We start from the raw sequence: 26,226 nt of genomic DNA on the forward strand, positions 1-26,226 counted from the left end.
TGAGTGTAATAGAATTATCACATTGAAAACGGGTGAATGTCAAAAGATTGAGTGTAGCACGATTAAAAGAACGTAAATTATTTAGGAAATATATGAAGAATCCGCCTTCAGCATGTAGTTCTCTAGGTCTTAAGTCTGAGGAAAATTATGTTGATTACAGGTATACTTATAGTAAGAAACAGGGAATGACTGCATAAACAGACATTTCTAAAAAAATCGATTTCAAGCAATCAGAATGTGTATGAAATACGATATAATTGATGAAATATAGTGCATATAAATTCGCACATATAAATAAAGGAGCGATTTTGTTGACTGAACTCGAGAAAAAAGAACCTGTATCCATTGTGAAAGATAATAATGTAGAAGTAGTGGTTGATACAGTTATAAAAGATGAAGAACTTGATGAATTAAATAAAGAAGCCGATCTTTATGTACAAAAGTTAAATAGCGAGCAAAATACAGATTTATCGAAAGTATTGTCGCAGCTAGGAGATTTGGGGGATAAAGAACAACAAGCAGCAGGACAAACGTTATCAGCATTAAAACGTCCTGTCACAGCGATGATGAATGGAAAGAATGAAGAAATTCCAAATACATTGTTAGAATTACGCAAAGTAGTATCAGAGCTTGATCCGAATTCATTAAAAGCAAGTGGTATGAAGAAAATTATGTTTAAAGTATTTAAGAAAAATCCACTTGAAACATACGTGCATAAATATCAATCTATAGATAAGCAAATTGAGGAAATTATTAGATCCCTTCTAATTGGTCGTGATAACTTACAAGAGGATACAGTTGGTCTTGAAATGTTAAAAGAACAATCGCACGATAAAATTCATGCTCTTGATAAACAAGTATACTTAGGGAAAAAGCTTGCTGGCATGCTTGAAGCTGAGAAACAAAACCCAGAGCGTCAAAGGGATATTCCGTTAATTAACGATGCATTAGAAAAGATACTTGTACGTACACGTAATATGCAGCAAGCGAAAAGTGTATTATTACAATCTATAGCTTCTGTAGACATCATTAAGAAAAATAATGAAAAATTAACAGAGGCAATACGTAATGCAATTACGATGACGCAAAACGTTGTAACAGTTTCAGCTGCTATTCAGCTTGCATTAACGAATCAACGTAAAACAATTGATGCGGTAAATGCAACGAATGAAGCAATTGAATCGATGGTATTAAGTAATTCTCAAGCGTTAAAACAAAATACAGAAGAAACGACGAAATTGCTTGAAAACCCTGCTATTAGCATGGATAAATTACGTGAATCATTCCAAAATGTGTTCGCTGCAATTGAAGCATCTGAAAAATCGTCAGAACGTATTATTGAGTCAAGCAAGAAGTTCGTTATTGAACTAGACACATTTAATGATGAGATGAAGCAGAAACTCATTCAGCGTCCAAGGAAATAACGGATTATTAGAGGAGGTGAACAAATGAGTTTCATTCAAACAGTACTATTACTACTCGGTACATTGCTTTTAATAGCATTTACTGTCGTTGTTTTAGTCGTATACTTCGGGCGGAAACTGTATTTTTCATGGACGAAGCCATATAAAAGAGCACAAGATTCTTTAGATAAGATATCAAACAAATCAATACCGTTTCTACAAGAATTTACACAACATCCACTGTTTTATCGCTGGATTCGCATCGAAGGAAAGAAAGAACAAAATACATTAAATACTCTATTTTGTGCATCAGGTCAACGTACGAGAGAGCAAGTCTTCTCGATGTTACCGAAAGAAAAGCAGAAAAAAGTGCATGTAATGGCAAAAACTACGAAAAAGCTTACAAATGAAGATATTGATGTGGCTGCGATGAAAGTGAAAGATTTCTTAAGACAAGAAGCGCAGCAAACTGTAAAACCGACAGACTTATCATTTTACAAATTGTATTTTTATGACCGTTATCCAGACGCATTAAATACAATTCAAGCGTATAAACGCTCAATAAATCCTTCATTACAAAGAACGGTTGATGATATTACAATTTCAGTATTAAATGCACTTCCGTACTATCAAGAGCAACGCATGTTTGAACAACAACATAAACTTGAAACATTCTTAATGAAAGATTTAACGGCCATGTTATCGTTGGTAGTACAATTACCACCTTCACAAAGACCAGAGAAGGAAGAAGAACTGAAGATCTACTTGGAAAATTTCAAAAAAGAAATGGAAGTAGTAGAGCGAGATATTCGCGACTCGATTGATCACGATTTAAATGTGAAGATGAGGGCAGCGACTGAGAAGTTTAAGAATAAATAGAAGAGATCGCCTAAAAAGTTGAATGTTTCAGCTTTTAGGCGTTTTTTTTTGTAAATTGAGAGCGTTTAATCTTTTGTAAAATTGTATATGCAAACGTAAATAAATGGTAAAATATAGAGTGGTTTTTTGTACTTTGTGTAAATAATTATTATAAAAGGGGTATGGTATTGTGTTATTTGAGTTAGTCATCCTATTTGTAATTTTATTTTTATTTCTGGGCTATCCCATTAGTAAAGCTTGGGATAGTTTCCAATCGAAGAAGGAAAATTCCTCAAGTATACTAAAGTTCGAGCCACAGGAAATATTATCAATATGTTTGAGTTATTTTATATTTGGTTTAGGCATTATGTGGAATGCAAATGATGTAAGAGGAGGAATACCATTACATAAATTTGAAAAGAACGGAATGATGTCTGATCAATATGCTTCTTTAGCACATGACCACATTGCTATAGTAGTTCTCTTAGTTATTTTAGGTGCGGTTTCGTATTGGAGATTAACGAAAGGCTTAACAAAACTTTCACCAATATTTTATATTTTTTATAGTACTTTAATGATAGTAAACATTGTATATACATTCATCTATATTACCCATACAGGCTTTGCCTTTTATACGGAACTCGGAGGATTGAGATACATTCCAGTCTTTTGTATTCAAGTTGGAATGCTTGCCTTTAGTCTATTATTCTTAGCTAAATTAAGAAATACATTAGGTTATTTCATACAATCTCAGAATGAGAAAGATTATACGCAGAGCAACAGAATTATATTATTGCTGTATCGTATTTCTTTTGGATATCAAAAAATGGCTACAGTCTGGATGATAAGTTTATTTCCTGTCTTGTTAATTATTCAATTCATTTTAATACTGTTTGGCCAAAAACCAGATAGTTTTATAAGAGTGTTTATGGAAACAAGTAGTTTTAATTATTCTAAGATTCCTGCCCCAAGTCCTCAAATTGTCTCCGGGGATGGGCATTATTTATGTACAGTTTCTGTGAAAGGCCATAAAAACATCGTTAAGCCATTACGAGCAGGAATTAGGCATGGGGAAAGAATTACAGTTAATCGACAGTTATTAATTGCGAACGCTTTTGAAAATGTAATTGAGGAGCGGGTACCAAAATGTCATAAAGTTATTCGTAATTTTTATGATAAATACGGTTATCCGATTAGTAAACATATTAATACGAAATGGTCGGCTGATTTTGTTTATATTTTAATGAAGCCACTAGAATGGTTCTTCTTATTTGTACTTTACACAGTAGATAAAAACCCTGAGAATAGAATTCATATTCAATATAGTGAACTACGAAAATAAAAGTAAGAGCCCGCATTCAAAAAAATGGGGGCTCTTACTTTTATTTTGCTTGAATAGTAGATTTACTAGAAGCCACACTTTCATTATGCAATCGATCAACTGCAGTTACGACATAGGTATACGTTTCTCCGGAAATAGCGGTTTTATCTACATAAATTTCTCCAAGTTTTGTTTTTCTTACAGTAGTAAGTAAATTTTGGGGATTTTGTATATCCACTTCATTTTTCCCATTCACGCGGTAAATAGCGTAATAAGCAGAATCATTATCTCTATTGTCAATGATACCGATTGCAATACCTTCATCTCTTGGAAAGGCGCCTTTTAAAGTCGGTTGTTTTGGTGGATCATGATCAAGCCAAGGCATAGGCGGGATTAATGCAGGATGTTTATATATGTTTTTTGAAAGTCTATCTTTAACTCCGAGTGGATTGTTATTAATATCTTTTAAGCTAAAATGCATACTACCTTTTATATCAGGATATAGCCTGTTTAATGCAATTTGTTTTGGATATTCTTCTGGATCAGACCAAGCAGGGACGGAGTTATTATTAATTTTATAGGCCGCTTGACCGATGTATAGGTGAAGCGATTTGTTATTTGTTTCTTTAACCCACCAATCTACTAATATGTCATATGCAGCTGGGGTGAAACCTATATTCCAATATATTTGCGGTGTAATGTAGTCAATATATCCTTTTTGTATCCACTCACGTGTGTCAGCATAAAGGTCATCATAGTTTCTTTGGCCTGCGGTTGTGTTAGAGCCAGTGGGATCGTCAGCTATATTTCGCCATACGCCGAACGGACTAATGCCAAACTTTACATATGATTTTTCTTGTTTTATAGCAGTATTTAAATCTTTTACAAGTTCATTTACATTGTTACGTCGCCAATCTTCTATATTTGTAAATCTACCATTATTATATGTTTCGTACGTTTTCTGATCTGGAAATTCTTCACCGGCTACTTTATATGGGTAAAAATAATCATCCATATGCAGCGCATCAATATCGTAATTTTGTACGATTTCTAAAGCGCCTTCTGTTATAAATTTTTTCACTTCCGGAATACCGGGATTGTAATATAACTTTCCGCCATAAGGGACAACCCAATCGGGATGTTGCCTTGCAGGGTGATTATTTGATAATCGATTTATATCGGTGTGATTCATCGTTATTCGGTATGGGTTAATCCAAGCGTGGAATTCTATATTTCTTTTATGAGTTTCTTCAATCATAAATGCGAGCGGGTCATAACCAGGATCTTTTCCTTGTGTTCCTGTAATGTATTCAGACCAAGGACCGTAATTTGAAGGATAGAAAGCATCAGCGGTTGGTTTAATTTGTACAACAACTGCATTCATACCAGTGCTTTTTACATCGTCTAATAATCTTATAAATTCTTGCTTCTGTTTTTCAATAGGTAAGCCAGTTTTTGAGGGCCAATCAATATTCAGAACTGATGCGATCCATACAGCACGTAATTCATGTTTTTTGTACGTAGTATTTACTTCAGCATAAGTAAAGTGAGGGGGAATGAAAGAGAAAGGGATGAACAAGATAACGATACAACATATCATTAATAAACGTTTAACGATCATTTATACGCCTCCCTATCATATGATTATTTAAAATAATATATGAGGCGAGGTTGATTTTGCAATAGAGAAAATTGCATATTGAAACATTAATTTAATAGGAAAAATATTTTTAATGAAATTTACTTTCATTATAACTAAATTCATTTACTACTTCATATGCTTGTTAGTAAAGTGAAACTTCCTTTCATTTGAAGGGTAATAAATTATAAGTATAGGAGGATTAATAAATGAAAGTCTTGTTCGTCTGTTCTGGAGGAATGTCCAGTGCAATTGTTGTGAACGCTTTAAAAAAAGAAGCGGAGAAAAATGGTGTGAACATGGAAGTGCATGCAATTGGAACGAATGAGGTAGAGGAAGAAGTAAAGAATGGCTGGGATGTCGTAATGGTGGCACCTCAAATAAGACACCGATTTGACTCTGTAAAAAAATTTGCAGAGGAGGAATCAATTCCGTGTGGCATCATACCGCCGCAAGCATACACACCGCTTGGCGGCCCGACTTTATTAAAAACTGTAAATGAATTAATCAGTTAGGGGGAAACGTTATGAATAAGTTTGTCACGTTTCTTGATAAAAACTTATCTGGACCGATGGCAAGGCTTTCTGAGCAGAGACATTTACAAGCAATCCGTGATGGAGTTATTTCGGCGTTACCATTTATTATAGTAGGAAGCTTCTTTTTAATAGTAGCATTTCCACCACTGCCGAAAGATAGTTTTATATCAGTTTGGGCATTAAAGAATCAAACAAGTATATTGATACCATATCGTTTAACCATGTTTATTATGTCCTTATATATCGCATTTGGAATAGGATATAATTTAGCGAAAAGTTATAAATTAGATGCTTTATCAGGAGCACAGCTCGCGGTATGTTCACTACTTTTAACATTAACGCCTGAGTTAATTGATAAAAAAGGATTCATGCTTCCGATGACAAATCTCGGAGGTCATGGATTATTTGTGACGATGATTGTTTCTATTTTATCCGTAGAGATTTTAAGGTTTTGTAAGAAGAAAAATGTAATGATTAAAATGCCAGAACAAGTACCGCCATCTGTATCGCGTTCATTTGAAGCACTTATACCTGCAGCATTCGTTATTATTATAATGAGTCTAGTAACTGTCGTTTTTAGCATTGATTTACACCATGTTGTTGATAAATTAGCAGCACCATTAGTAAAAGCTGGGGACAGTTACTTCGGTGTAATGATTCCAGTGTTTTTAATTACGTTTTTTTGGTCATTCGGAATCCATGGTGTGTCGGTTGTTGGAACTGTTGCTCGGCCATTATGGGAAGTATACCTAGGGAAAAATGGTGAAGCAGTTGCTAGTGGAGCAGATCAGTTGCCATTTATTTCACCAGAGCCGTTATATCAATGGTTTATATGGATTGGCGGTTCTGGTGCGACGTTAGGGCTTGTATTAGCTATGATTGTATTTGGTCGATCGAAATATTCGAAAGCATTATCAAGAACTTGTATTGTTCCGGGTATTTTTAATATTAATGAACCAGTCATATTCGGATTACCGATTGTACTAAATCCAATTTTAATTATCCCATTTATCATTACACCACTTGTAACAGCAACTGTTGCATATTCAGCAACTGCGATGGGATTTGTAACACCAACGCATATTATGCCGCCATGGACATTACCTGCTCCAATTGGTGCATATTTAGCAACAGGTGGAGATTGGCGTGCGATTGTATTAGTTTTTATAAATATAGCAATATCGTTCCTTATTTATTTACCATTCTTTAAAATGTACGACAAAAATATGCTTGAAATTGAAAAAAATGGTGACGGGGAATCTGTTAATCCTTAATCTGCACGCTGTTATTTTGAGTGATAGACTTTTTGTCTATCACTTCTTTCACATTAAAACTAGAAAGGGGGAAATAGAATGAATATAAAATTTAGTTATAAAGGCGTATTTTTATTATTATTTGGAGTGATTTGTGCAAATTTACTTTTTGTCCCTTTATTAGGCATGCTAAATCTATCACAAATGCATAGTATCTGGCTTGTTACAAGTATTGCGGCAAGCGTTTTGCTTACGGTAGTTGTTTCTTTCATTGATGGATCGTTTGCATCGAAAGCTCAGTTGTTTTTTAGATTTATATTGTTTTCGATTGGTTGTACGTTCGTTACTTACATGATTGTTTTTTAGTAAATAGGAGGTCATGCACGTTATGTATATTGCAGGGGTAATGTCTGGTACTTCATTAGATGGAATAGATGTAGCGCTCGTTCATATAGAAGGAAGTGGTGTAGATTCTAAAATCCAACTCATCCATTTTACTACTGTTCCATTTTGTAATGATATGAAAAATGAGATCCAACAAGCGTTATCAATTGAAACTTCGAATGTCCAACTTATATGTAGTTTAAATTTTAAACTTGGTTTATGCTTCGCCAATGCTGTAAAGGAAGTTTGTAAAGAGGCCAATTTTCCTTTGAGACAATTAGATTTAATAGGCTCTCACGGACAAACGATTTATCATCAGCCAAAGCAAGAAGGGAATATTATTTCTTCAACATTGCAAATTGGGGAACCAGCAGTAATAGCATATGAAACGAACACGACGGTTATCTCGAATTTCCGAACGATGGACATAGCGGCAGGGGGACAAGGTGCACCACTTGTACCATATTCAGAGATTATTTTATATCGGCATCAAACTAAAAATAGACTACTACAAAATATTGGTGGGATTAGTAATGTTACAGTGGTTCCAAGTAAACGAAGTAAAGAGAGTGTTATTGCTTTCGATACTGGACCAGGCAACATGGTAATCGATGAAGTATGTCAAAGATTATTTCATGTACCATATGATCAAAATGGTTGGATTGCAAAGCAGGGGGTAGTTGTAGATGAAATTTTAACATACTGTATGAACCATCCATTTTTGAACATGAAACCACCAAAATCAACAGGTAGAGAACAGTTTGGAGAAGCGTTTGTGACTGAATTATTGAATCGATTTAAAAAGCATAGTAAAGAAAATATATTGGCAACTGTCACGATGTTTACAGCATGTTCAATTGTTCATCATTATAAGGCGTTTATTTTGCCGTATTATGAAATTGATGAGGTGATTTTAGGTGGTGGTGGAAGTTATAATAATACACTTGTTGAAATGTTACGGAATGGATTAAGAGAAGAGAAATGTAGCATATGTATACAAGAAGATATTGGTCATTCTTCAGCAGCGAAAGAAGCAATTGCATTTGCTATTTTAGCAAACGAAACGTATCATCGTAATCCGAGTAATGTGCCGAGCGCAACAGGTGCTAAGAATTCCATAATTTTAGGGAATATAACATTCCCTCCATACGCAAATGAAAATGAGGCGAACATATGAAGTATATGATTGGAGTAGATGGCGGGGGAACAAAGACCGAGGCAATTGCATTTGATAAAGACGGAAATGAACTTGTAAGAGGTACCAGTGGTTTTGGAAACATATTAATAGATTTTGAAGAAGCTCTTGTGCATATTATGGAAGCAATTAATCAATGCCAGAAGAGTTTAATAAATGGGCATTGTGTTTGTGTTTGTTTAGGATTAGCTGGTATAAGCGGAGCGAATACAAATGAATTAACATTACGTTTAAAAAAGAAATACGGAACAAAAATTGAAATTTTTAATGATGCAATGATCGCACATGCAGCTGCTTTAAAAGGTAAGGATGGAATATTAACTATAGGTGGTACAGGTGCAATTTGTATAGGAAAAAAAGGAGAAGTATATCAGTATAGCGGTGGATGGGGACATATTTTAGGAGATGAGGGGAGCGGATATTGGATTGCATTACAAGCTTTAAAGAAAATGGCAATTCAGTTCGATCAAGGAATCAGTCTTTGTCCATTGAGTTTGAATATTCAAAGGCAGTTTCAACTTTTGACACCGTCTCATATAAAAAGCTTAGTATATACTTCTTCTAAAGATAAAATTGCAGCAATCGCCCCATTAGTTATTCAGGAAGCGAGAGATGGCAATGATGATGCGCATGAAATTATGATGCAAGCTGGAAAGGAATTAGCAAGGATTACAGTAAATGTTTATAACAAGTTGAACTTTAAGCACTCAACGCCAATTGCAGTAAGTGGCAGTATATTGCGTTTAGTTCCTGAAATATTTGCTGTATTTAAGAAATGGTGTGAAGAAAGTATGAAAGAAATTACATTCGTATCACAAGCAGAAATGGCAGTGAAAGGAACATATTATTTAATGAGGGATATATATTTTTAAAAATAGGTATGAGAATTTTTGTATGATTTGTAAAAATATGATGTTAAAATGTATAAAGGGATGTATGTTAAAAACGTACAATATACGTAGTAATTGAATATTGTATATGTATTCCCATGTAGAAAGTGAATGATTACATGATTAATAGTATGCAGTTTTTATATTTGGTGGCTTCTTATTTAATTGGAAACATATTGACGGCTTATATAGTAACAAAATTGAGACATAACGTTGATATTAGGGATGAAGGAAGCGGAAATCCTGGCGCAAGAAATATGGGGCGCGTATATGGAAAAGGGTATTTCATCGCTACATTTTTAGGTGATGCAATTAAAGGGGCAATCGTTGTTGCTGTAGCAAAATACCTTTTTGAAGATCCTACATTCGTAATGTTAACATTATTGGCCGTTATTATTGGACATATTTATCCAGTTTTATTTAAAGGCAAGGGCGGTAAAGGTATTTCAACATTTATAGGAGGACTAATCGCATTTGATTATTTGATAGCGCTTACCCTCTTAGGCATTTTTATTGTATTTTATTTAATATTTAAAGGGTTTACGAAGCCAGGACTAATTACGATTGCTTGTTTACCAATTTGTATGATTCTTTATTCTTATTCTATTGTTACCACTATATTAAGTGGAATAATTATTGTACTCATTCTATATGTAAATCGAGAATAAAATGAATGTTTAATAAGTGGGGATAATCTCCACTTATCATTTTTTATTAAATAGATAAAGGAGATAAGGCATGGGGTTAATTTATAAAGTTGCTGATCAAGATTGGGAATTTGAAAGTATACATAAATTGAATTATAAAACTTTTGTAGAAGAGATACCACAACATGAAGAAACGAAAGAACGGTTTCGTATAGATCGGTTTCATAAAGAAAATACATATTTAATTTGTTTAGATGAGGATAGATTAGTAGGTATGGTCGCAGTGCGGGGAAAACGACCATTCTCGTTAGATTATAAAATTTCAAATTTAGATATTTATTTGCAAGAGCATGGAGAAAAAGTGTATGAAATTCGTTTACTTTCAGTAGAACGTGAATATAGAAATGGAAGAGCGTTGTTAGGATTAATTCGTTTTCTACATCGTTATTTGCTTCTAAATGGATATGAATTAGCACTCATTTCTGCAACAACACGTGAACTAGCTTTATATGAGCAAATGGGATTCAAATCTTTCCATACGTTAGTTGGTACAGAAGAAGCAGCCTTCCAGCCAATGTATGTTACCCCTGCTATGTTTGAAGAGTCGAGTGTTGGGGGGATTATGACGAAAGAATATACGTTTTTACCTGGTCCAGTAGATATTGAAGAGAACGTTCGAAAGGCATTTTCTACGCGACCTATTTCCCATCGCTCTAAGTCATTTCAAGTGATGATGGACAATGTGAAAAAACGGTTACTTCACATGACAAAAGCAAAACATGTACAGCTTATGTTAGGAACAGGGACGTTAGCAAATGATGCGATTGCTTTACAGTTACGTTCTTTAAAAGGGAAAGGACTAGTATTAACAAATGGGGAATTTGGTAATAGATTAGTTGGACATGCAAAACGAGCACGGTTACATTTTGATACGTATAAAAAGGAAATGGGAGATCCATTTATTTATACCGAATTAGAAGAAATTATGACAACTGGAAATTATGAATGGATTTGGTTTGTTCATCATGAAACATCTACTGGAATGTTAAACGATTTAAACGAGCTAAATACTCTTTGTAACGAGAATCAAATGAAACTGTGTGTAGATTGCATAAGCTCAATTGGAGCAATACCATTAGACTTGAAGGATGTGTATTTTGCAAGTGGTGTTAGCGGTAAAGCGATTAAATCATATACAGGAATTTCTTTCGTTTTTCATAACCACATTGTAAAAATAAACGAGGCTGTGCCGGCCTATATGGACATTGGCATGTATGAAGAAAATGAAAGTATTCCATACTCACAATCATGGAATTTAATTTATGCATTGCAAGAAGCGTTGAAGAGATTTGAAGATGAAAAGGCATTTGTAAAAATTAAAGAGACATATGATTATGTTGAAGAAGTTATTACTGATATGGGTTTAAAGCTTGTTTCACCTAAAGAACATGCCGCGCCAATTATACTTACTATTGTATTGAGCGAAAATTATTCTTCTAAAGTAGTAGGCGATACATTAGCATTACAAGGATACATCGTTCATTATGAGTCATCTTATTTACAAAAGAATAATTGGATCCAAATTGCATGTTTAAATCATTATAAAGAACGCGATATGAAGAGGATGTTAAATTGTTTGCAAATGTGTTTATTTCAGAGTGGGGTACATATATAAAGACTTTTTCTTTTCGTATAAAGGAGCTACGACTTACGAAAACTTAGGAATAGAACATTGGAAGAGGTGTCAGTATGATAACTAGAAAACTACCATTACATATAGACGATATTAAAAAAGCTCACAAAATTCTAGATAGAAATGCTCGTAAAACGCCATTAGTAAAATCTTTTTACTTGACTAGTAAAACGGGTGGAGAAATTCATTTGAAATTAGAAAATATGCAATTAACGGGTTCTTTTAAATTTCGTGGCGCATTTAATAAAATGTCGCGGCTCACGGATCAAGAAAAAGAAAGAGGTGTAATTGCATGTTCAGCAGGTAATCATGCACAAGGAGTTGCATTATCTGCTCATTTACTCGGTATTAAGAGTAAAATTGTTATGCCAATTTCTGCACCTCAGGCAAAAGTTGAAGCAACAAAAGGATATGGATCTGAAGTGATTTTACATGGTGAAACCTTTGATGATGCAAAGGTAAAATGTGAAGAAATTATAAGGGAAACAGGTGAAACATACTTACATCCATATGATGATGTAGAGGTAATGGCTGGTCAAGGTACAATTGGATTAGACATTCTTGATGATATGTGGGATGTAGATACTGTCATTGTACCAATAGGTGGAGGCGGAATTATTTCTGGTATTTCTGTAGCATTGAAATCTTTTAATCCATCCATTAATATAATTGGTGTCCAAGCAGATAATGTTCATGGAATGAAGGCATCTTACGATAAAGGAGCAATCGTAGAACACTATGAGGCGCCTACTATTGCAGATGGTTGCGCAGTTAAAATACCAGGTGAATTAACATTTGAAATTGTAAAAGAATTAGTAGATGATATTGTAACTGTATCAGAAAAAGAGCTGGAAGTAGCGATGAAAGATTTATTACAACGTGGGAAAGCTGTTGTAGAAGGTGCAGGTGCATTAGCAACTGCTGCACTTCTTGCAGGAAAAGTTGATAGTTATATAAAAGGGAAAAAAGTAGTGGCTGTTATATCTGGTGGGAACGTGGACTTACAGCGCATATCAAGTGTATGTGAGCACTTTTTTGTCGCTAATGAAGTGAAATAGTTTTATGAAAGAAGAGCTAAGAGAAATGATCTTAGCTCTTACTTTTTGTCTACCGTTTACTGTAAGTAGAAATAAACTTGCAAAATTTGCTGTTTAAAAATTATTTTATATAAGCGCCTATTTTTACACATATCTTTAATGTTATAATAATTATTTCAATATTGTCGAAACGTAAGCAGAAATTTAATATAATAGTTTTAATGTGCTAATGAGCGGTGAGGAGGGCAGGGCATGAATAAAGAAGAACAGGTCATGAACGGTTTCAGGGAATTATATAATAAGCTGGTTTGGCTTAATAAAGATAAGATGGAAGAGGGTCTTAAAGGTTTTAAGTCTTCTGAAGTCCACTGCATTGAATATATTGAAAACAATGCAGATTCTAACGTGACACAACTCGCAGAGGCTTTTTATGTGACTCGCGGTGCTATAAGTAGAATGACTAAGAAGCTCATACAAAAAGGCCTTGTTGAAAGCTACCAAAAGTCAGAAAATAAGAAAGAAATTTATTTTAGGCTTACCGAACAAGGGAAAGAAATTTATAAAATCCATGAAAATCTGCACAAAGAGTTTCAAGAGCGAGATAAAGCTGTATTTGAACAAGTAACTGAAGAAGAATTCAACAGTATAATTAGCTTTGTGGAAAAGTATAGTAGACATTTGGATGCAGAAATAAAGAAACAAGGTATACATATTAAATCGTAATATATTTTAATAATAAAGTGAAACTTTAATCAGTGGGGGGCTTCATCTCCACTGATTATCAGCCCTCACCAATCGGGCTTTTACGGGCAGCCTTACTCTAATGAGAATAGGCTGCTTTTTTATTATTTTATTTTTGTTGACTAATCAACAAAATAGAGTTATTATTTTGTTGACAAAGCAACAAAATTTTTAGGGGAGAAGTTAAATGTCTATATTTAGATCGAAAAATGAAAGGGGAACTGAAAAAAGCATAGATAAACATGCTTTACTATTCGGACTTATTTCTGTATTTCTTTGTGGTATAGGTTTCAGTATCATCATGCCTGTAGTCCCATTCTTAGTACAGCCATATACAAGTAATCCGGAAGAACAAGCATTGGTTGTTACACTACTAACTTCCGTATATGCGGCCTGCGTGTTTTTAGCTGCACCAGTACTCGGAGCTTTAAGCGATAAGTATGGCCGTCGTCCACTACTTTTAATATGCTTATTGGGTTCTGCAATTGGGTACTTAGTTTTTGGAATAGGAGGAGCTTTATGGGTACTATTTGCTGGACGCATAATAGAAGGAATAACAGGCGGGAGCATAAGTACTATCTTCGCATATTTTGCAGACATCATTCCAAAAGAACAGAGAACGAAATATTTTGGATGGGTGAGTGCAGTTGTAGGTGCGGGAACTATCATTGGCCCAACCATTGGGGGGATACTTGCCAATTTTGGTGATACTGTACCTATATATTTTGGTGCAATCATAACGTTAATAAATGTTGTATATGGGATCAAATATATGCCTGAGAGCCTTGAAAAAAATAATAGGTTGAAAGAGATTACTTTTGTAAGGTTAAATCCTTTTGTACAGCTAGCAAACATACTTTCCATGAAAAATTTAAAGTGGTTACTTGTCTCAGCGTTTTTATTTTGGATACCTAACGGATCTTTACAAGCAATTTTCACGCAATTTACAATGGATACTTTCAGTTGGAAACCTGCATTAATCGGACTTATGTTTTCAATTTTGGGCTTTCAAGACATTGTTTCACAAGGTTTTATCATGCCAAAGCTTTTGATCAAGCTTAGTGATAAACAAATAGCAATTCTTGGGATGGTTTCGGAGATTATAGGATACAGTTTTATTGCGGCATCAGCTTTGTTTTCACTCTATCCACTACTTATTGCTGGGATGCTGATGTATGGTTTTGGGGATTCAATTTTCGGACCTTCATTCAACGGGATGCTTTCAAAGTCTGTTAGTTCTAGTGAACAAGGAAGGATTCAAGGTGGAAGCCAATCTATTCAAGCTTTAGCAAGAATAATTGGTCCTATTATTGGAGGGCAAATCTATGTATCGCTTGGTCATGCTACACCTGCTTTTATGGGTGTGATCCTTATAGTCGCGGCAATAGCAGTTTTGTATAAGGGGACACATGCAACTGTATAACAGATAGAAATAAGAACAAATAAAAGGGTGCCAGAACTTAGGAATAAGTGCTGACACCCTATTTGTTTATGGTTTGAGGACTAAGAGAAATTCTTTTACTGTTTAGGAATTTATTCTGCAATGCTCTCATGGTAAATGACTAGATAGTTTAATTATGCTTGTGCTGAAGTAAATAATGACTCCATCTTTACTTTGCTCTTCTCTCGAATTTCAGCATCTGCGTGTCTCATAACGTATTTATGCGCTACAGCGATTGCTAAAACATCATCTAATAAGCCAATCCCAATAATAGCAGCTATATCTGGAATGAAATCGATTGTTAATACGTAATAAGATAAAGCGGCTAATATTATGAATTTTGCTTTAGTAGGTAATTCTTTCTTTTTCATTGTGTAGAATAAAATAATACTTTCATATACGCTGGATTTACCGAGGTTTACAGAGCTTTTTTTGAACTTTTTCCAAAGTGTCTGTTTCTCCATATAAACACTCCTTTTACAAAAACATAGATTTTTTAAAAGGATGGACAAAGAAGTGAGAGATTAATCAATTTTATTGTTTTTCTTAATTATATATTTCCATAAAAATAGGGGATTACCTGTTTAAAATAATATAATGTGGATTATACAATGATTCACATTGTTCCGTTACATAGTATATATATTGTAAGATGTATGTGGATCATTTAGTTATTATTATGCATTTTATAAGCGGTATGGGGGAAGAAAAATGAAAATAATAGAACTACCAATTGAATTCGAATTTAACGGGCAAAAACAATGTGTTTATCCAAGTTTAATTATAGTACATAATGAATTAACGTTAGTCGATACAGGATATCCAAGTTTTTTACCTTTAATTGAAAATGCAATATTAAAACATGGATATGAGATGAAAAACTTAAAAAATATAATTATTACTCATTATGATGATGACCATATAGGGGCTTTATATGATTTCAAAGTGAAATATCCTCACATTAATGTTATTGCTAGTGAAATTGAATCTAACTATATTAGTGGTGATATAAAATCAGAGAGGTTAGTTCAAGCTGAAGAAATGTTAGAACGTATGCCAAATGAAGAAAAAGAATTTGGTAAATGGTTTATACAACAGTTAAAAAATATAAAACATATTTCCGTCGATGAAAAAGTGCATGATGGTCAAATGATTTTGAATAATGAATGTCAAATAGTAGCGACGCCAGGACATACTTCGGGGCATATTTCATTATATTTTCCGAATTTAGACTGTGTAATTACGGGAGATGCGGCTGTTCAAGAGAATCGTGAGTTAGTAATAGCTAATCCGAATTTTTGTTTGGATATAGAAAAAGCGAAACAGTCTTTAAATAGGATTAAAAGTTTTAAAGCAGCACAGTATTATTGCTATCATGGAGGAAAGCTTACTGTATAAAATAATAAAAAAACGATCTTTCCTATATCGAAAAGATCGTTTTTTTAATTCATAGATTCTGCAATTTTAATTAAATTCTTTACGTTATATTTTCCTTGTATATAGCGTTTGTTACCAATTGCAATTGTATATTGAAAACCATTCTTCTGAAAGATAAGTTCATATGCTGAATCAAAATGAGGATTATATAATGCGTTCATATTATTTTTTAAACTGTAGAACTTAGCTCCCCTATGTACATAGAAGCCTAATTTATTTTGAACTGGTGAAACAGTGATTTTTAAAATCCCATTAATATCTTCATTGTAGTATTGGAGGTTTAAGTAATCGTTATAGATGTACCCTTGAAATTCGTGAATTTCGAATGGGAATTTTGTAGGAGTAAGTATATGTTCCTTACAATTCATTTCATATTCTTTTACGATAGTAGCTTCTTTCATAAGTGGATTCCCATCATAAATTTGATTGATTTGAGATATTTTATTATTTTTTGTTACTATTTCTAAAATGAAACCGACAGTAAATTCATCATTAGTGCCTTTGAAATAAGAAATAAGAATTGTAGTATCTTCTTTTGGAGATGGTACTATTTTAATTTCATGAATAGGTTTTTCCTTTTGGAAAGTAGGTAGTTCAACTCCTTCTGTTACATATGACTGCATTAATTTTTTATCATTTTTGAGTAAAGCTTGTTTAAATTCACTTATCACATTTGTTCGAGATTTTGCCATAATAATTGAGGTCGACTGAAAATATAGTAAGAAAAATATGCAAAATATCTTTATGAATGTAGTGTTCAATTCCATCACCCTTTAACTATGTTTCCGTAAATTTGAAATATATATGTATAGGAGGGGAGAAGATGAGTTTATTGCTTGATGTAATAATGGATATAATTTTGTTTTATCCTCGAAATGACATGAAATTGAAACACCATATTGCAAAATTAAGTGAATTAGAGTGGTTTCGAAATCTACATGAAGATCCGAAGTATACAAGTTTAATTTGGAGTAATAGAAAAATTAAAAAGTATATTTTGTCTTCTACTAACATGGAAGCATTAATAAAATCTGAGAAAAAGCAAAAAGAATTTGTTCATCTAGTACAGGATGAATATAAAAAAAGAAGATAAGAATTTTTTTATTTTTCATATTTGGCGAAACAAATGGTACAATGAAAGCTAATGTGAAAAATAAGGAAAAGAAGTGGTCTATTTGAAAAACTTTTTAGAATTAGGAATTAGTGAAACTTTTAATCATACATTACGTGAAAATGGAATTACAGAAGCAACACCAATTCAAGAGAAGGCAATTCCAGTTATTCTGTCAGGTAAAGATATTATTGGGCAGGCGAAAACAGGAACGGGTAAAACGTTAGCATTCGTGTTACCGATTTTAGAAAAAATCGATCCAGAGTCTAGTGATGTTCAGGCCTTAATTGTTGCACCAACAAGGGAACTAGCTCTGCAAATTACAGCTGAAATTAAAAAAATGCTTGTTCAAAGAGAAGATATTAATGTACTAGCGATTTATGGTGGGCAAGATGTAGCACAACAATTGAGAAAATTAAAAGGTAATACACATATTGTTGTTGCAACACCAGGACGATTATTAGATCATATACGACGTGAAACAATTGATTTAAGTAATCTTTCAACGATTGTACTAGATGAAGCGGATCAAATGCTTTATTTTGGTTTCTTATATGATATTGAAGATATTTTAGATGAGACACCAGGTAGTAAACAAACGATGTTATTCTCAGCAACGATGCCAAAAGATATTAAAAAATTGGCGAAGCGTTATATGGATGAACCGCAAATGATTCAAGTACAAAGTGAAGAAGTAACGGTTGATACAATTGAGCAGCGTGTCATTGAGACGACAGACCGTGCAAAGCCAGATGCACTTCGTTTTGTTATGGATCGTGATCAGCCATTTTTAGCTGTTATTTTCTGTCGTACAAAGGTTAGAGCAAGTAAGCTTTATGATAATTTAAAAGGACTAGGTTATAATTGTGCTGAACTTCATGGTGATATACCTCAAGCGAAACGTGAAAGAGTTATGAAGAGTTTCCGCGAAGCTAAAATTCAGTACTTAATCGCAACGGATGTAGCAGCTCGTGGACTTGATGTAGATGGTGTAACGCACGTATTTAACTATGATATCCCTGAAGATGTAGAAAGTTACATTCATCGCATTGGCCGAACAGGACGTGCAGGTGGATCAGGTCTTGCAATTACGTTCGTTGCAGCGAAAGATGAAAAACATTTAGAAGAAATTGAAAAAACGCTTGGTGCACCAATACAAAGAGAAATAATCGAACAACCGAAGATAAAACGTGTAGATGAAAATGGAAAACCGGTACCAAAGCCGGCTCCGAAGAAATCAGGTCAAAATCGTCAAAGAGATAGCCGTGAAGGTTCAAGACGTGATTCAAGAAATAGTTCGAGAAATGAAAATAATCGATCATTTAATAAGCCAAGTAATAAAAAAGGTAGTACAAAACAAGGTCAGCAAAGACGTGGCCGTTAAATAGTTATAATTGTAAAAGAGTCGCAAAATATTGCGGCTCTTTTTTTGTTTGTATACAACAAGGATGATGGCAAGAAAAAACAAAAATTTCATTCACCGTATTTAAAAGTTATAAAAGAAATTTTATACTCCAAAACCAGTAGAGCAAGGGGAGTACTACCATGTCGCAATTCAAGAATAAGTGCAACTTACATATGAACAATATTTAATCGGAAAAAATCGAGAGAAAGCAATTCGTACTAGCTCCTCTGATGATACGAATTATGAAAACATCAATTGGTATAACGATACGAAAATATCTTTTGCAAACAAAGAATTGGACGATGGGTTGAAAGAAATTCGTAACACATCCAAATGGTACGAGAATGTTATGTTGCAGCAAAAAGAGAACGGAACTTATTATGTCTACTATTTCAGTAGACCACTTTGGTTGAAAGAAAAGGTATTGAAGCGAGCGAGTATTTTCATTACACATTCCGCAATTATCGAAATGGAACAAGAGAAGTTTATGAAGGATTTAACTCGTATTGGGTATTGGGATACGAACGTTGGAAACTGAAAAACTAATTTGTTAGTTTTGTTGGATGGGGAACTCGAGAAACACAACTACCATCCTTATTGGGAAATTACTTACTACGATGATGAAGATAATGCAGTGTGAAGTTAACAGAAGGGATAGTATGCGAAATAAGAAAAAAGGACTAGCAGTCGTACCTGCCGTCCTTTAATAGGAGAAAAAGTAATCTTGTTTAGAACTACGCATAAACAGAAAATCTGCTTGTAATTAGCTTTGCCGTAAATATACGTGTCTATACAAAAAAGGGATAAGTAAAAAATACTTATCCCCGGAAGGGAAATCTCAAGCACCAAAATGGCTCGTATTGGTATGCAGGTTCAAAAGTATTATATGTAAAATGAAAGATTTCATACAAAAAGCAGACAACGATTTTTGTTGTCTGCCAATGAGTTCAATGAGTTAGCTAATTGTGATAAATTGCATCCCCATTACGAGAAGAGTGAAGCTGCTAGTTCAAACAGCTTGTTGGTATTATTTTCGATTTCTTAAAAAATATACAGAGAAAGCAGATAAGTGAAGAACCTACCTGCTTCTACTGCAACAAAAGAAAGAAGTATTAGCCGTGGATACGGCGGCTTGAAAATAGTATGTATTTTTATTTGAAAAATATTCAAGGGATGAAGAAACATGGAATTTTTAATAAAAGGTAAAACTAGTTGCCCATGTATTCGATAGTAAAGCAGAAATGGAAACAAGTAGGTATTTGGAAAGACCCAACTGATATGAGAGAAATAAAAAAGACTAGGATTGCTCCTAGTAAAGAGTTATATCGTACGGAAAGTTAGTTGCGTGCAAAACGATTGTTTGCAAATTCATTATATAACGTTTCTTGGTTGGATAGGATGAATTATAACCATCTTTACATAGATTTAACATGAGATTGAAGTTATTGATGAATACTAAATTTGAATTTTGTTAAGAGATAAAATAGTGAACAAATGTGAATGATTAGATGCTACAAGGGTAAAAGAAAAACTTCATTTTATAAGGATTCTTTTGGAGAATCAACCTAACAATCACATTCGTAATCACGGTAATATTCATCGCAAGAATCATTCCTATCATTGCAGCAAATACAAAATGTTTTTTTTATCAATACTTCAATGAAGTTAAGGAATTCGGTATTATTTGTGAGAATAAGACTTTGAAAATCTTCAACTTGAAATACTCTTGTTTCATTTGTAGCAAGAGTCGCGATAATTGGCGTGGGAGAACTTCTTGTTTGGATAGTTACTTCAATAGGGGAGACATCTTCAGGAACAGATATTTGAAGTAATGTTTTATTGTGGTTATTAGTCAAATCTTCAAAAACTCTTCTTGAAGTGTCAGAGGGTACGATGATGGTTACAGGAACATTTTCAGTTGGAGTGGTATCTGAACCAGCTACGGTATGAGTTTGGATAAAACAGTTATCTTTTTGAAAGTAAGAATATGATTGTTCTTTATAATACTTTTTATGAAAATTGTTTTGATTATTACAGCAGATACAAAACGTTTTTTGAATAAATATACTAATGGTGCTACCGGTATTGGTATTGTTTGTGAGAGTGAGGTTTTGAAAATCTTCAACTTGAAATATCCTTTGTTCACCTGCAGTTATTGTAAAGGTAATTGGTCCAGACCTTCTTGTTCGAATGGTTACTTCAATTGGTTGAACACCACCAGGAACGCGAAAATCAAGTAATGTTTTATTGTGATTATTGGTCAAATCTTCAAAAGATGTTCTTGAAGTGTTAGCTGGTACACTAAAAGCTAAAGCACTATTTGAACCGGATATTGTATGGGTTTTGATAAAACAGTTATCTTTTTGATGGTGAGAATACGATCGGTTTTTATAATACTTTTTACCATCTTTATAAAAATAATCAGCCATACTTATGTTACTCTCCTTTCTTTGAGATATCTATATATTGTATAAAAAAAAGAAAAGAGTGCTTGTACAAAATAATAAAATCCGCTCTTGTAAATAAGTAAAAATGCTATTTGATATGTAAATGTAGGAGCACTTGGAGAAGTGCTCTGTAAAGACTATTTATTCTAAAAAGAAAAGAATATAAAACATTTTATAGATTTATTTTTTGTTTTGTGTGTGTTGTTATTAAAAAAATCATTGGAAACTGAAAACTAGATGTTGTAATAGTACCTAATTTTAAAGAGAAAATTGTACTAGTTTAATTTGATAATGGTTAATTCCAAAGCATTTATTCCATTATTGCATGTACCAATGTCTCTATTACCTACAAAGCTATTATTTATAAGTTGAATTGTTGAATTGGCTGGAATTGATAAAATAGTTTCTCCAGTGAGTTGATCACAATCTACATCCTCTAAATCTTGTATTAGGATACTGAAAGTAGCTTTGAAGTTTGGAATCAGATTGTTATTTAATAGTATAGAAATAACAGGCTGATAAGGGAATGTAAGAGGGACAGTTAAATTAATTGAGGAAATAAAAGAAACGCGATAATCCCCCGGTTGTGTGATATTAATTGTGGTAGGATTTAACAGAGAAACTCCCCCTACCAAAGGTTCAGCCTGATTAAAAGAAAAAGGAGCACCGAAAGGGACTGTAATGAATTCCGTTTGCCAAAAAGTGCCGTAAGCTACAGATTGTAATCCAGTAGGTCCAGTAACGCCAGTAGGTCCAGTAGGCAGTGTGAATGGTGGAATAGGTGGTAATGTAGGTCCAACTAGATTAGAGTTTATTGAAGTAGAAGATAAAAACTCATCCATTTTATTTTCACCTCTGAAAAGTTCGTATTACTAATAGTAAATGTGGGAGGAGAACAAAATGAAATGGACAAGTGTTTGTATTTATGAAATCTAAAACAATAGTTATTTTATTAAAGAAAAAACATGCACAAAAATTGCGCATGTATAATAAAAAGCTATGTCTTGTCTTTGTAAATATATGCTTAGTTTATATAAATCGTGAGTATGTTTGAACAAAAGGGTTATTTATTAACAAATCTAAAGAGCGCTTTTTAAGGCGCTCCATGACCAAAACTAATATTGAAAAAGAATACCACATGATATTTTATGTATGTTTTTAATAAATGTGCAGTTTAAAAAACTCTTTCTTTTGCAAAACAAAGCAGCTAGTTAATGAAACTAACTGTTCGTTGTACAAAAGAAACGCTGCGCTTATAGAAATAGTTTGCAAATGTTATACAGAAATGAAAGAAAACAAAATAAAAAAGAGCACCATGCATAAGTGCTCTTTAAGATAGGAGGTAACACTTTGAGCTGGATGTTTAGGTTAAAATTATATGACGTAGAAAAGAAATAAGACCTAAAAAATATTATCAACTCAATACAAAAGAGCAGCTAGCATAAGCTAATTGCTCAACAGGTAATAAATTTTGTAAAAGGAACCATCTATATTAAAAGAAGATTGTATATTTAAAGGAACAGCTTAACTTATTCGAGCGCCTTCAAAATATGTTAGACTCGGAACGCCTACAATAGTTCCATTTGCCGACCCAGCTTCAGCTAATATGTCAACTCTGTCACCAGCTTGTAATAGTACGATAGTAGAAGTTTTTACAATAAGTGATTCATTTGGTGAGCCGCCTTGCTCGTTTCTAGATACACTGATTCCATTTACTTGTATGTCTAGAATTATTGTGGCAGATGCTTGTGCGGTTGGGGTAAAAATAATGCTTGTATTAAAAGTATATATACCGTTTTGACGAGGGACAAAAATCGATGTAGATGGATTATACTCATTATTAATATCAAATACCTCAACTGGAAACAAAACTCTAGTAGGTTGATTGGCAATAAGTGGTTGGAAGGTATTTTGCGTTGCCTTAAAAGCCGATTGACTTTCAAGATTACTTTTATAATTACAATACACTTTAACAATCGTTTGATCCGAGTTACGGCAAGAAGATTTGTACTTTTTGTAATCATCTTCATAATTATAGCAATTATAACTATCAGAGTATTTTTTTCTATTCATTTTGCAATAGTTCACTCCTTTTATTCTTATAATTTAATCTATTAGAAAAAAGGAGAATTGAAGCGGTGTCTGTCCATCCGTTTGAAATTTTTTTGACAGGCTAATCGAATGTAGGAATTGAGAGTAGCGAAAATAATAAATAAAAAAAGAACAGTTAGGAAAATATAACAGCTGTACTTGATTTATGGTTTATTCCAAAAAACAGATGTACCACCAAAATATAAGATTATTAAAAGGAAATTTGCTGTGAAAATAATTAAAGAAATCTTTATCCATGATTTTTTCATCAGTATACCTCCTTTATTAAAAATATTAACATCTATCTAAAATTTGAACAAAATAGTTATTTGAAAAAAAGACCTCTTACGGAAAGATAAGAGGTCATCAAAAGATGTTTTATTTGAAATACGTGATGTTTCACAACAGAATTATAACGTATTTCAAAATATTTAGTATATATAATATCGGGAGCGAAATGAATAAAATTATACAAAATCCTTATTTGAAAATTAAAGAGTGCCTTGGGAGGAAGGCGCTTTATAACCAAAAGACTTATTTAGAAAAAAAGAGTTCACATCATATTGTATGTATGGTTTTTAGAGAGGTGTAGTTTTATACAAAGATCTGTATTTCATAACAAGAGAAAAGAGCAAGCATATAAGCATGCTCTTTGACAAGAAAGGTAGGTTTTTATGAGAGGATGTCTCCATACAATAACATATGCTTGTCCAGTTAAAAGATGAAAAGTTTTAATAAAATAGTTATTTAAAAAAGGTTATTCAGCTATTTGAAATATAGTTTCATTAGGCTTAGAAAATCCATACAATTTCCTTGCGAATTTTAAAATACCTTCTTCGCTCTCTGTTAAAGTTTTAATATCGTTGTCAAAATAGCGTCCAAGTATTTCTAATTCAGATAGTTTTTTCTTTTCGTTATTAAGTGAAATTTGTCTTTCCTTAATTATTTGCTCTTGCTTATAGAGAGAGGTTTGGACGGAAATAATCATAGGTAGCATAAAAGCTATTGCTAGTAAAAGACGACGACTCAGTTTTTTATCCTTTTGAGAATAATTTTTAGGATTCAATTGTTGTTGTGATAATTTTGCGATACTACCCATTTAAATGCCTCCATTACTGATTGTAGAATTCAATTGTTTAACAGTATTATACATGAGAAATGGGAAATTTTGAAACTATATTGGTGAAGCTGGGTTCTTAGATGGTTAAAAATCCCCCATATTATATTGAAAAAACATGCACAAAAATTGTGCATGCATAATAAAATTTATGTATTGTCTATATAAATATAATGCTTAACCAATATAAACCGTGAGTATGTTCGAGCGAAATGGTTATTAATTATAAATGTAAAGAGCGCTTTTTAAGGTGCTCCATGATCAAAACTAATGCTGAAAAAGAATCCCACAACATATTTTATGTATGTTCTTAATACATGTGCAGATTTTTCTTTTGCGCAACGAAGCAGCTAGTTAATAAAACTAACTGCTCGTTGTACAAAAGAAACGCTGCGCTTACAGTAATAGTTTGTAACTTTAAGTTACAAAAATAGTATGAACATGGTTAAAAATGTTATTCAAAAACGAAAGGGAATAAAATAAAAAAGATCAGCTATTTATAATAACTGCTCTATTCGATACAACCTGGGTAAGAAGCAGATTGTATTATGATTAATATTAGCAAAATATTGAATTTTATTAAGTTCTTTAACAAAACCCTTATTTAGTAACAAATAAAGAGCACTGTAAAAGGTGCTCAATGGCTAATTCTGAAATAATCATGAGTATTGTATATATGTTTCTAGTATATGTGCAGTTTATATATAAAATCTTTATTTAAATATATAGAGCGCTTGTTACAGCGCTCTGCCCCAAAATATAAGTTGAAAGAGGAAACATGACATTATATGCATGCTGTTTTAGAGTGGTGTGTGTTTAAAGCTTGATTTTCATAAAAAATAAAGCACACATATCACATATAAGTGTGCTCTTATGAACGCTTTAGATTTGTATGACTAGATAGTCATCATACTATAAAATATGCTTGTTTGATATAAATGTGTGTCAAATCTATAACATATATTTTGGTGTGTATAAGGAACATTAAATGTTAATTAGCCAAGCATATTGTATTTATTAACGAATTTGTGCAACTGTTAACGCTGCAGAACGAATATCTACTGTACCAATTACTTCAACCGGTACAATTTGAATTAAATCACCAGGGTTTAAGTTAATTAGTATGACACCGCTGGATACATCGACTTCACCAGTTCCGATGATATTAGAACGGACTGCGGTTCCAGATCCTGCAATAATATTAGTTGATGAGTTTAGTGTTAAGAAAAAGCGCGCTGCTTCCGGGGCTACTGGAACATTATCGAGGCTGATTGTTAATGTATAACTGATTTGATAAATACCAGCTACTTGAATTCTAATACCGGTTCCAGTACTAATTGTATCATTGATTACAGGAACAGTAATATTAGGATTTGGGCCCGTACTAGGTAGTAGTAGTGGCGTGAATAGTGTTGCAAATTGAGGTGAAGTAGCATTAAAAGCAAAACCGAGAGCTGGTAGTGTACTGGGGGCTTGTACTCCACAATTAAAGTTTGTGAGCTTACGACTAGATGAGCGCATATTTTCACTCCTTTCTTTTATTTAGATTACGTGAGTAATCACCTCACGTTTTGGACAAG

25 protein-coding genes are annotated in these 26,226 nt (G+C 33.2%); 17 read left to right on the forward strand and 8 right to left on the reverse strand.

The window, feature by feature from the left end; all coding sequences use genetic code 11:
* Positions 1-311: 311 nt before the first annotated feature.
* The 3 genes from ACTFSL_RS19560 (at position 312) to ACTFSL_RS19570 (ending at position 3,603) form a co-directional block, all read left to right on the forward strand.
* Complete coding sequence (locus tag ACTFSL_RS19560; protein WP_000137402.1) at positions 312-1,424, forward strand: toxic anion resistance protein; 1,113 nt, start codon at positions 312-314, stop codon at positions 1,422-1,424.
* Positions 1,425-1,448: 24 nt separating this feature from the next.
* Positions 1,449-2,282 carry a DUF3974 domain-containing protein gene (locus tag ACTFSL_RS19565; protein ID WP_069355595.1) on the forward strand — a complete coding sequence of 278 codons (834 nt, stop codon included), beginning with the start codon at positions 1,449-1,451 and terminating at the stop codon, positions 2,280-2,282.
* A gap of 169 nt (positions 2,283-2,451) precedes the next feature.
* Positions 2,452-3,603: a DUF6688 domain-containing protein gene (locus ACTFSL_RS19570; protein WP_000895915.1), complete on the forward strand. Its 1,152-nt coding sequence runs from the start codon at positions 2,452-2,454 to the stop codon at positions 3,601-3,603.
* 40 nt (positions 3,604-3,643) lie between these two features.
* On the opposite strand, the gene ACTFSL_RS19575 is transcribed toward ACTFSL_RS19570, so the two are convergent.
* Positions 3,644-5,203 carry a glycoside hydrolase family 10 protein gene (locus ACTFSL_RS19575; protein ID WP_135277667.1) on the reverse strand — a complete coding sequence of 520 codons (1,560 nt, stop codon included), beginning with the start codon at positions 5,201-5,203 and terminating at the stop codon, positions 3,644-3,646.
* Between the two features lie 227 nt (positions 5,204-5,430).
* Here ACTFSL_RS19575 and ACTFSL_RS19580 point away from each other — a divergent pair, with 227 nt between their 5' ends.
* From ACTFSL_RS19580 to ACTFSL_RS19625, 10 genes are all read left to right on the forward strand, one after another.
* Positions 5,431-5,736: a PTS sugar transporter subunit IIB gene (locus ACTFSL_RS19580; RefSeq protein WP_000865907.1), complete on the forward strand. Its 306-nt coding sequence runs from the start codon at positions 5,431-5,433 to the stop codon at positions 5,734-5,736.
* Between the two features lie 11 nt (positions 5,737-5,747).
* Positions 5,748-7,031, forward strand: coding sequence for a PTS sugar transporter subunit IIC (locus ACTFSL_RS19585; RefSeq protein ID WP_001032280.1), 1,284 nt, complete (start codon positions 5,748-5,750; stop codon positions 7,029-7,031).
* 78 nt (positions 7,032-7,109) lie between these two features.
* Positions 7,110-7,376, forward strand: coding sequence for a hypothetical protein (locus ACTFSL_RS19590; RefSeq protein WP_001021963.1), 267 nt, complete (start codon positions 7,110-7,112; stop codon positions 7,374-7,376).
* A gap of 22 nt (positions 7,377-7,398) precedes the next feature.
* Positions 7,399-8,571, forward strand: a complete 1,173-nt coding sequence (gene anmK, locus ACTFSL_RS19595) for an anhydro-N-acetylmuramic acid kinase AnmK (protein WP_135277664.1) — start codon at positions 7,399-7,401, stop codon at positions 8,569-8,571.
* Complete coding sequence (locus ACTFSL_RS19600; RefSeq protein ID WP_135277662.1) at positions 8,568-9,461, forward strand: BadF/BadG/BcrA/BcrD ATPase family protein; 894 nt, start codon at positions 8,568-8,570, stop codon at positions 9,459-9,461. Before anmK ends, ACTFSL_RS19600 begins: the two co-directional genes overlap by 4 nt.
* A gap of 137 nt (positions 9,462-9,598) precedes the next feature.
* On the forward strand, positions 9,599-10,147 hold the full coding sequence (plsY, locus tag ACTFSL_RS19605; RefSeq protein ID WP_000610870.1) for a glycerol-3-phosphate 1-O-acyltransferase PlsY: 549 nt from the start codon (positions 9,599-9,601) through the stop codon (positions 10,145-10,147).
* Positions 10,148-10,217: 70 nt separating this feature from the next.
* Positions 10,218-11,801 (forward strand): aminotransferase class V-fold PLP-dependent enzyme, encoded by a 1,584-nt coding sequence (locus ACTFSL_RS19610; RefSeq protein ID WP_000523062.1) that lies wholly within the window; start codon positions 10,218-10,220, stop codon positions 11,799-11,801.
* Positions 11,802-11,875: 74 nt separating this feature from the next.
* A complete protein-coding gene (gene tdcB / locus ACTFSL_RS19615) occupies positions 11,876-12,877 on the forward strand; it encodes a bifunctional threonine ammonia-lyase/L-serine ammonia-lyase TdcB (protein ID WP_000632959.1) in 1,002 nt (333 codons plus the stop codon).
* Positions 12,878-13,108: 231 nt separating this feature from the next.
* A complete protein-coding gene (locus ACTFSL_RS19620) occupies positions 13,109-13,579 on the forward strand; it encodes a MarR family transcriptional regulator (protein WP_001030904.1) in 471 nt (156 codons plus the stop codon).
* A 205-nt stretch (positions 13,580-13,784) separates the two neighbouring features.
* A complete protein-coding gene (locus ACTFSL_RS19625; protein WP_135277658.1) occupies positions 13,785-15,020 on the forward strand; it encodes an MFS transporter in 1,236 nt (411 codons plus the stop codon).
* Between the two features lie 152 nt (positions 15,021-15,172).
* Here ACTFSL_RS19625 and ACTFSL_RS19630 read toward each other — a convergent pair whose 3' ends face one another.
* Entirely contained in the window at positions 15,173-15,502 is a 330-nt protein-coding gene (locus tag ACTFSL_RS19630) for a YkvA family protein (RefSeq protein ID WP_000415089.1), read from the reverse strand.
* A 247-nt stretch (positions 15,503-15,749) separates the two neighbouring features.
* Here ACTFSL_RS19630 and ACTFSL_RS19635 point away from each other — a divergent pair, with 247 nt between their 5' ends.
* Complete coding sequence (locus ACTFSL_RS19635; protein WP_135277656.1) at positions 15,750-16,436, forward strand: MBL fold metallo-hydrolase; 687 nt, start codon at positions 15,750-15,752, stop codon at positions 16,434-16,436.
* 44 nt (positions 16,437-16,480) lie between these two features.
* Here ACTFSL_RS19635 and ACTFSL_RS19640 read toward each other — a convergent pair whose 3' ends face one another.
* A complete protein-coding gene (locus tag ACTFSL_RS19640) occupies positions 16,481-17,242 on the reverse strand; it encodes a hypothetical protein (protein WP_205664827.1) in 762 nt (253 codons plus the stop codon).
* Positions 17,243-17,298: 56 nt separating this feature from the next.
* Here ACTFSL_RS19640 and ACTFSL_RS19645 point away from each other — a divergent pair, with 56 nt between their 5' ends.
* The 3 genes from ACTFSL_RS19645 (at position 17,299) to ACTFSL_RS19655 (ending at position 19,529) form a co-directional block, all read left to right on the forward strand.
* A complete protein-coding gene (locus tag ACTFSL_RS19645) occupies positions 17,299-17,568 on the forward strand; it encodes a hypothetical protein (protein ID WP_000054894.1) in 270 nt (89 codons plus the stop codon).
* Between the two features lie 73 nt (positions 17,569-17,641).
* A complete protein-coding gene (locus ACTFSL_RS19650) occupies positions 17,642-18,970 on the forward strand; it encodes a DEAD/DEAH box helicase (RefSeq protein ID WP_135277652.1) in 1,329 nt (442 codons plus the stop codon).
* 181 nt (positions 18,971-19,151) lie between these two features.
* Positions 19,152-19,529 carry a hypothetical protein gene (locus ACTFSL_RS19655; RefSeq protein WP_240690438.1) on the forward strand — a complete coding sequence of 126 codons (378 nt, stop codon included), beginning with the start codon at positions 19,152-19,154 and terminating at the stop codon, positions 19,527-19,529.
* Positions 19,530-20,556: 1,027 nt separating this feature from the next.
* Here ACTFSL_RS19655 and ACTFSL_RS19660 read toward each other — a convergent pair.
* The 5 genes from ACTFSL_RS19660 to exsF form a co-directional block, all read right to left on the reverse strand.
* The gene (locus ACTFSL_RS19660; RefSeq protein ID WP_088119037.1) at positions 20,557-21,420 is read right to left on the reverse strand and encodes an exosporium protein D; all 864 of its coding nucleotides are present in this window, start codon (positions 21,418-21,420) and stop codon (positions 20,557-20,559) included.
* A gap of 293 nt (positions 21,421-21,713) precedes the next feature.
* The gene (locus ACTFSL_RS19665; protein ID WP_135277649.1) at positions 21,714-22,280 is read right to left on the reverse strand and encodes an exosporium leader peptide-containing protein; all 567 of its coding nucleotides are present in this window, start codon (positions 22,278-22,280) and stop codon (positions 21,714-21,716) included.
* Positions 22,281-22,962: 682 nt separating this feature from the next.
* Positions 22,963-23,511: a C1q-like domain-containing protein gene (locus ACTFSL_RS19670; RefSeq protein WP_135277647.1), complete on the reverse strand. Its 549-nt coding sequence runs from the start codon at positions 23,509-23,511 to the stop codon at positions 22,963-22,965.
* Positions 23,512-24,286: 775 nt separating this feature from the next.
* Complete coding sequence (locus tag ACTFSL_RS19675; RefSeq protein ID WP_135277645.1) at positions 24,287-24,628, reverse strand: septum formation initiator family protein; 342 nt, start codon at positions 24,626-24,628, stop codon at positions 24,287-24,289.
* Positions 24,629-25,663: 1,035 nt separating this feature from the next.
* The gene (gene exsF, locus ACTFSL_RS19680; RefSeq protein ID WP_135277643.1) at positions 25,664-26,167 is read right to left on the reverse strand and encodes an exosporium protein ExsF; all 504 of its coding nucleotides are present in this window, start codon (positions 26,165-26,167) and stop codon (positions 25,664-25,666) included.
* Positions 26,168-26,226: the final 59 nt, after the last annotated feature.

This window comes from Bacillus cereus group sp. MYBK108-1 (assembly GCF_051917185.1).
Taxonomy (GTDB): Bacteria; Bacillota; Bacilli; order Bacillales; family Bacillaceae_G; genus Bacillus_A; species Bacillus_A cereus.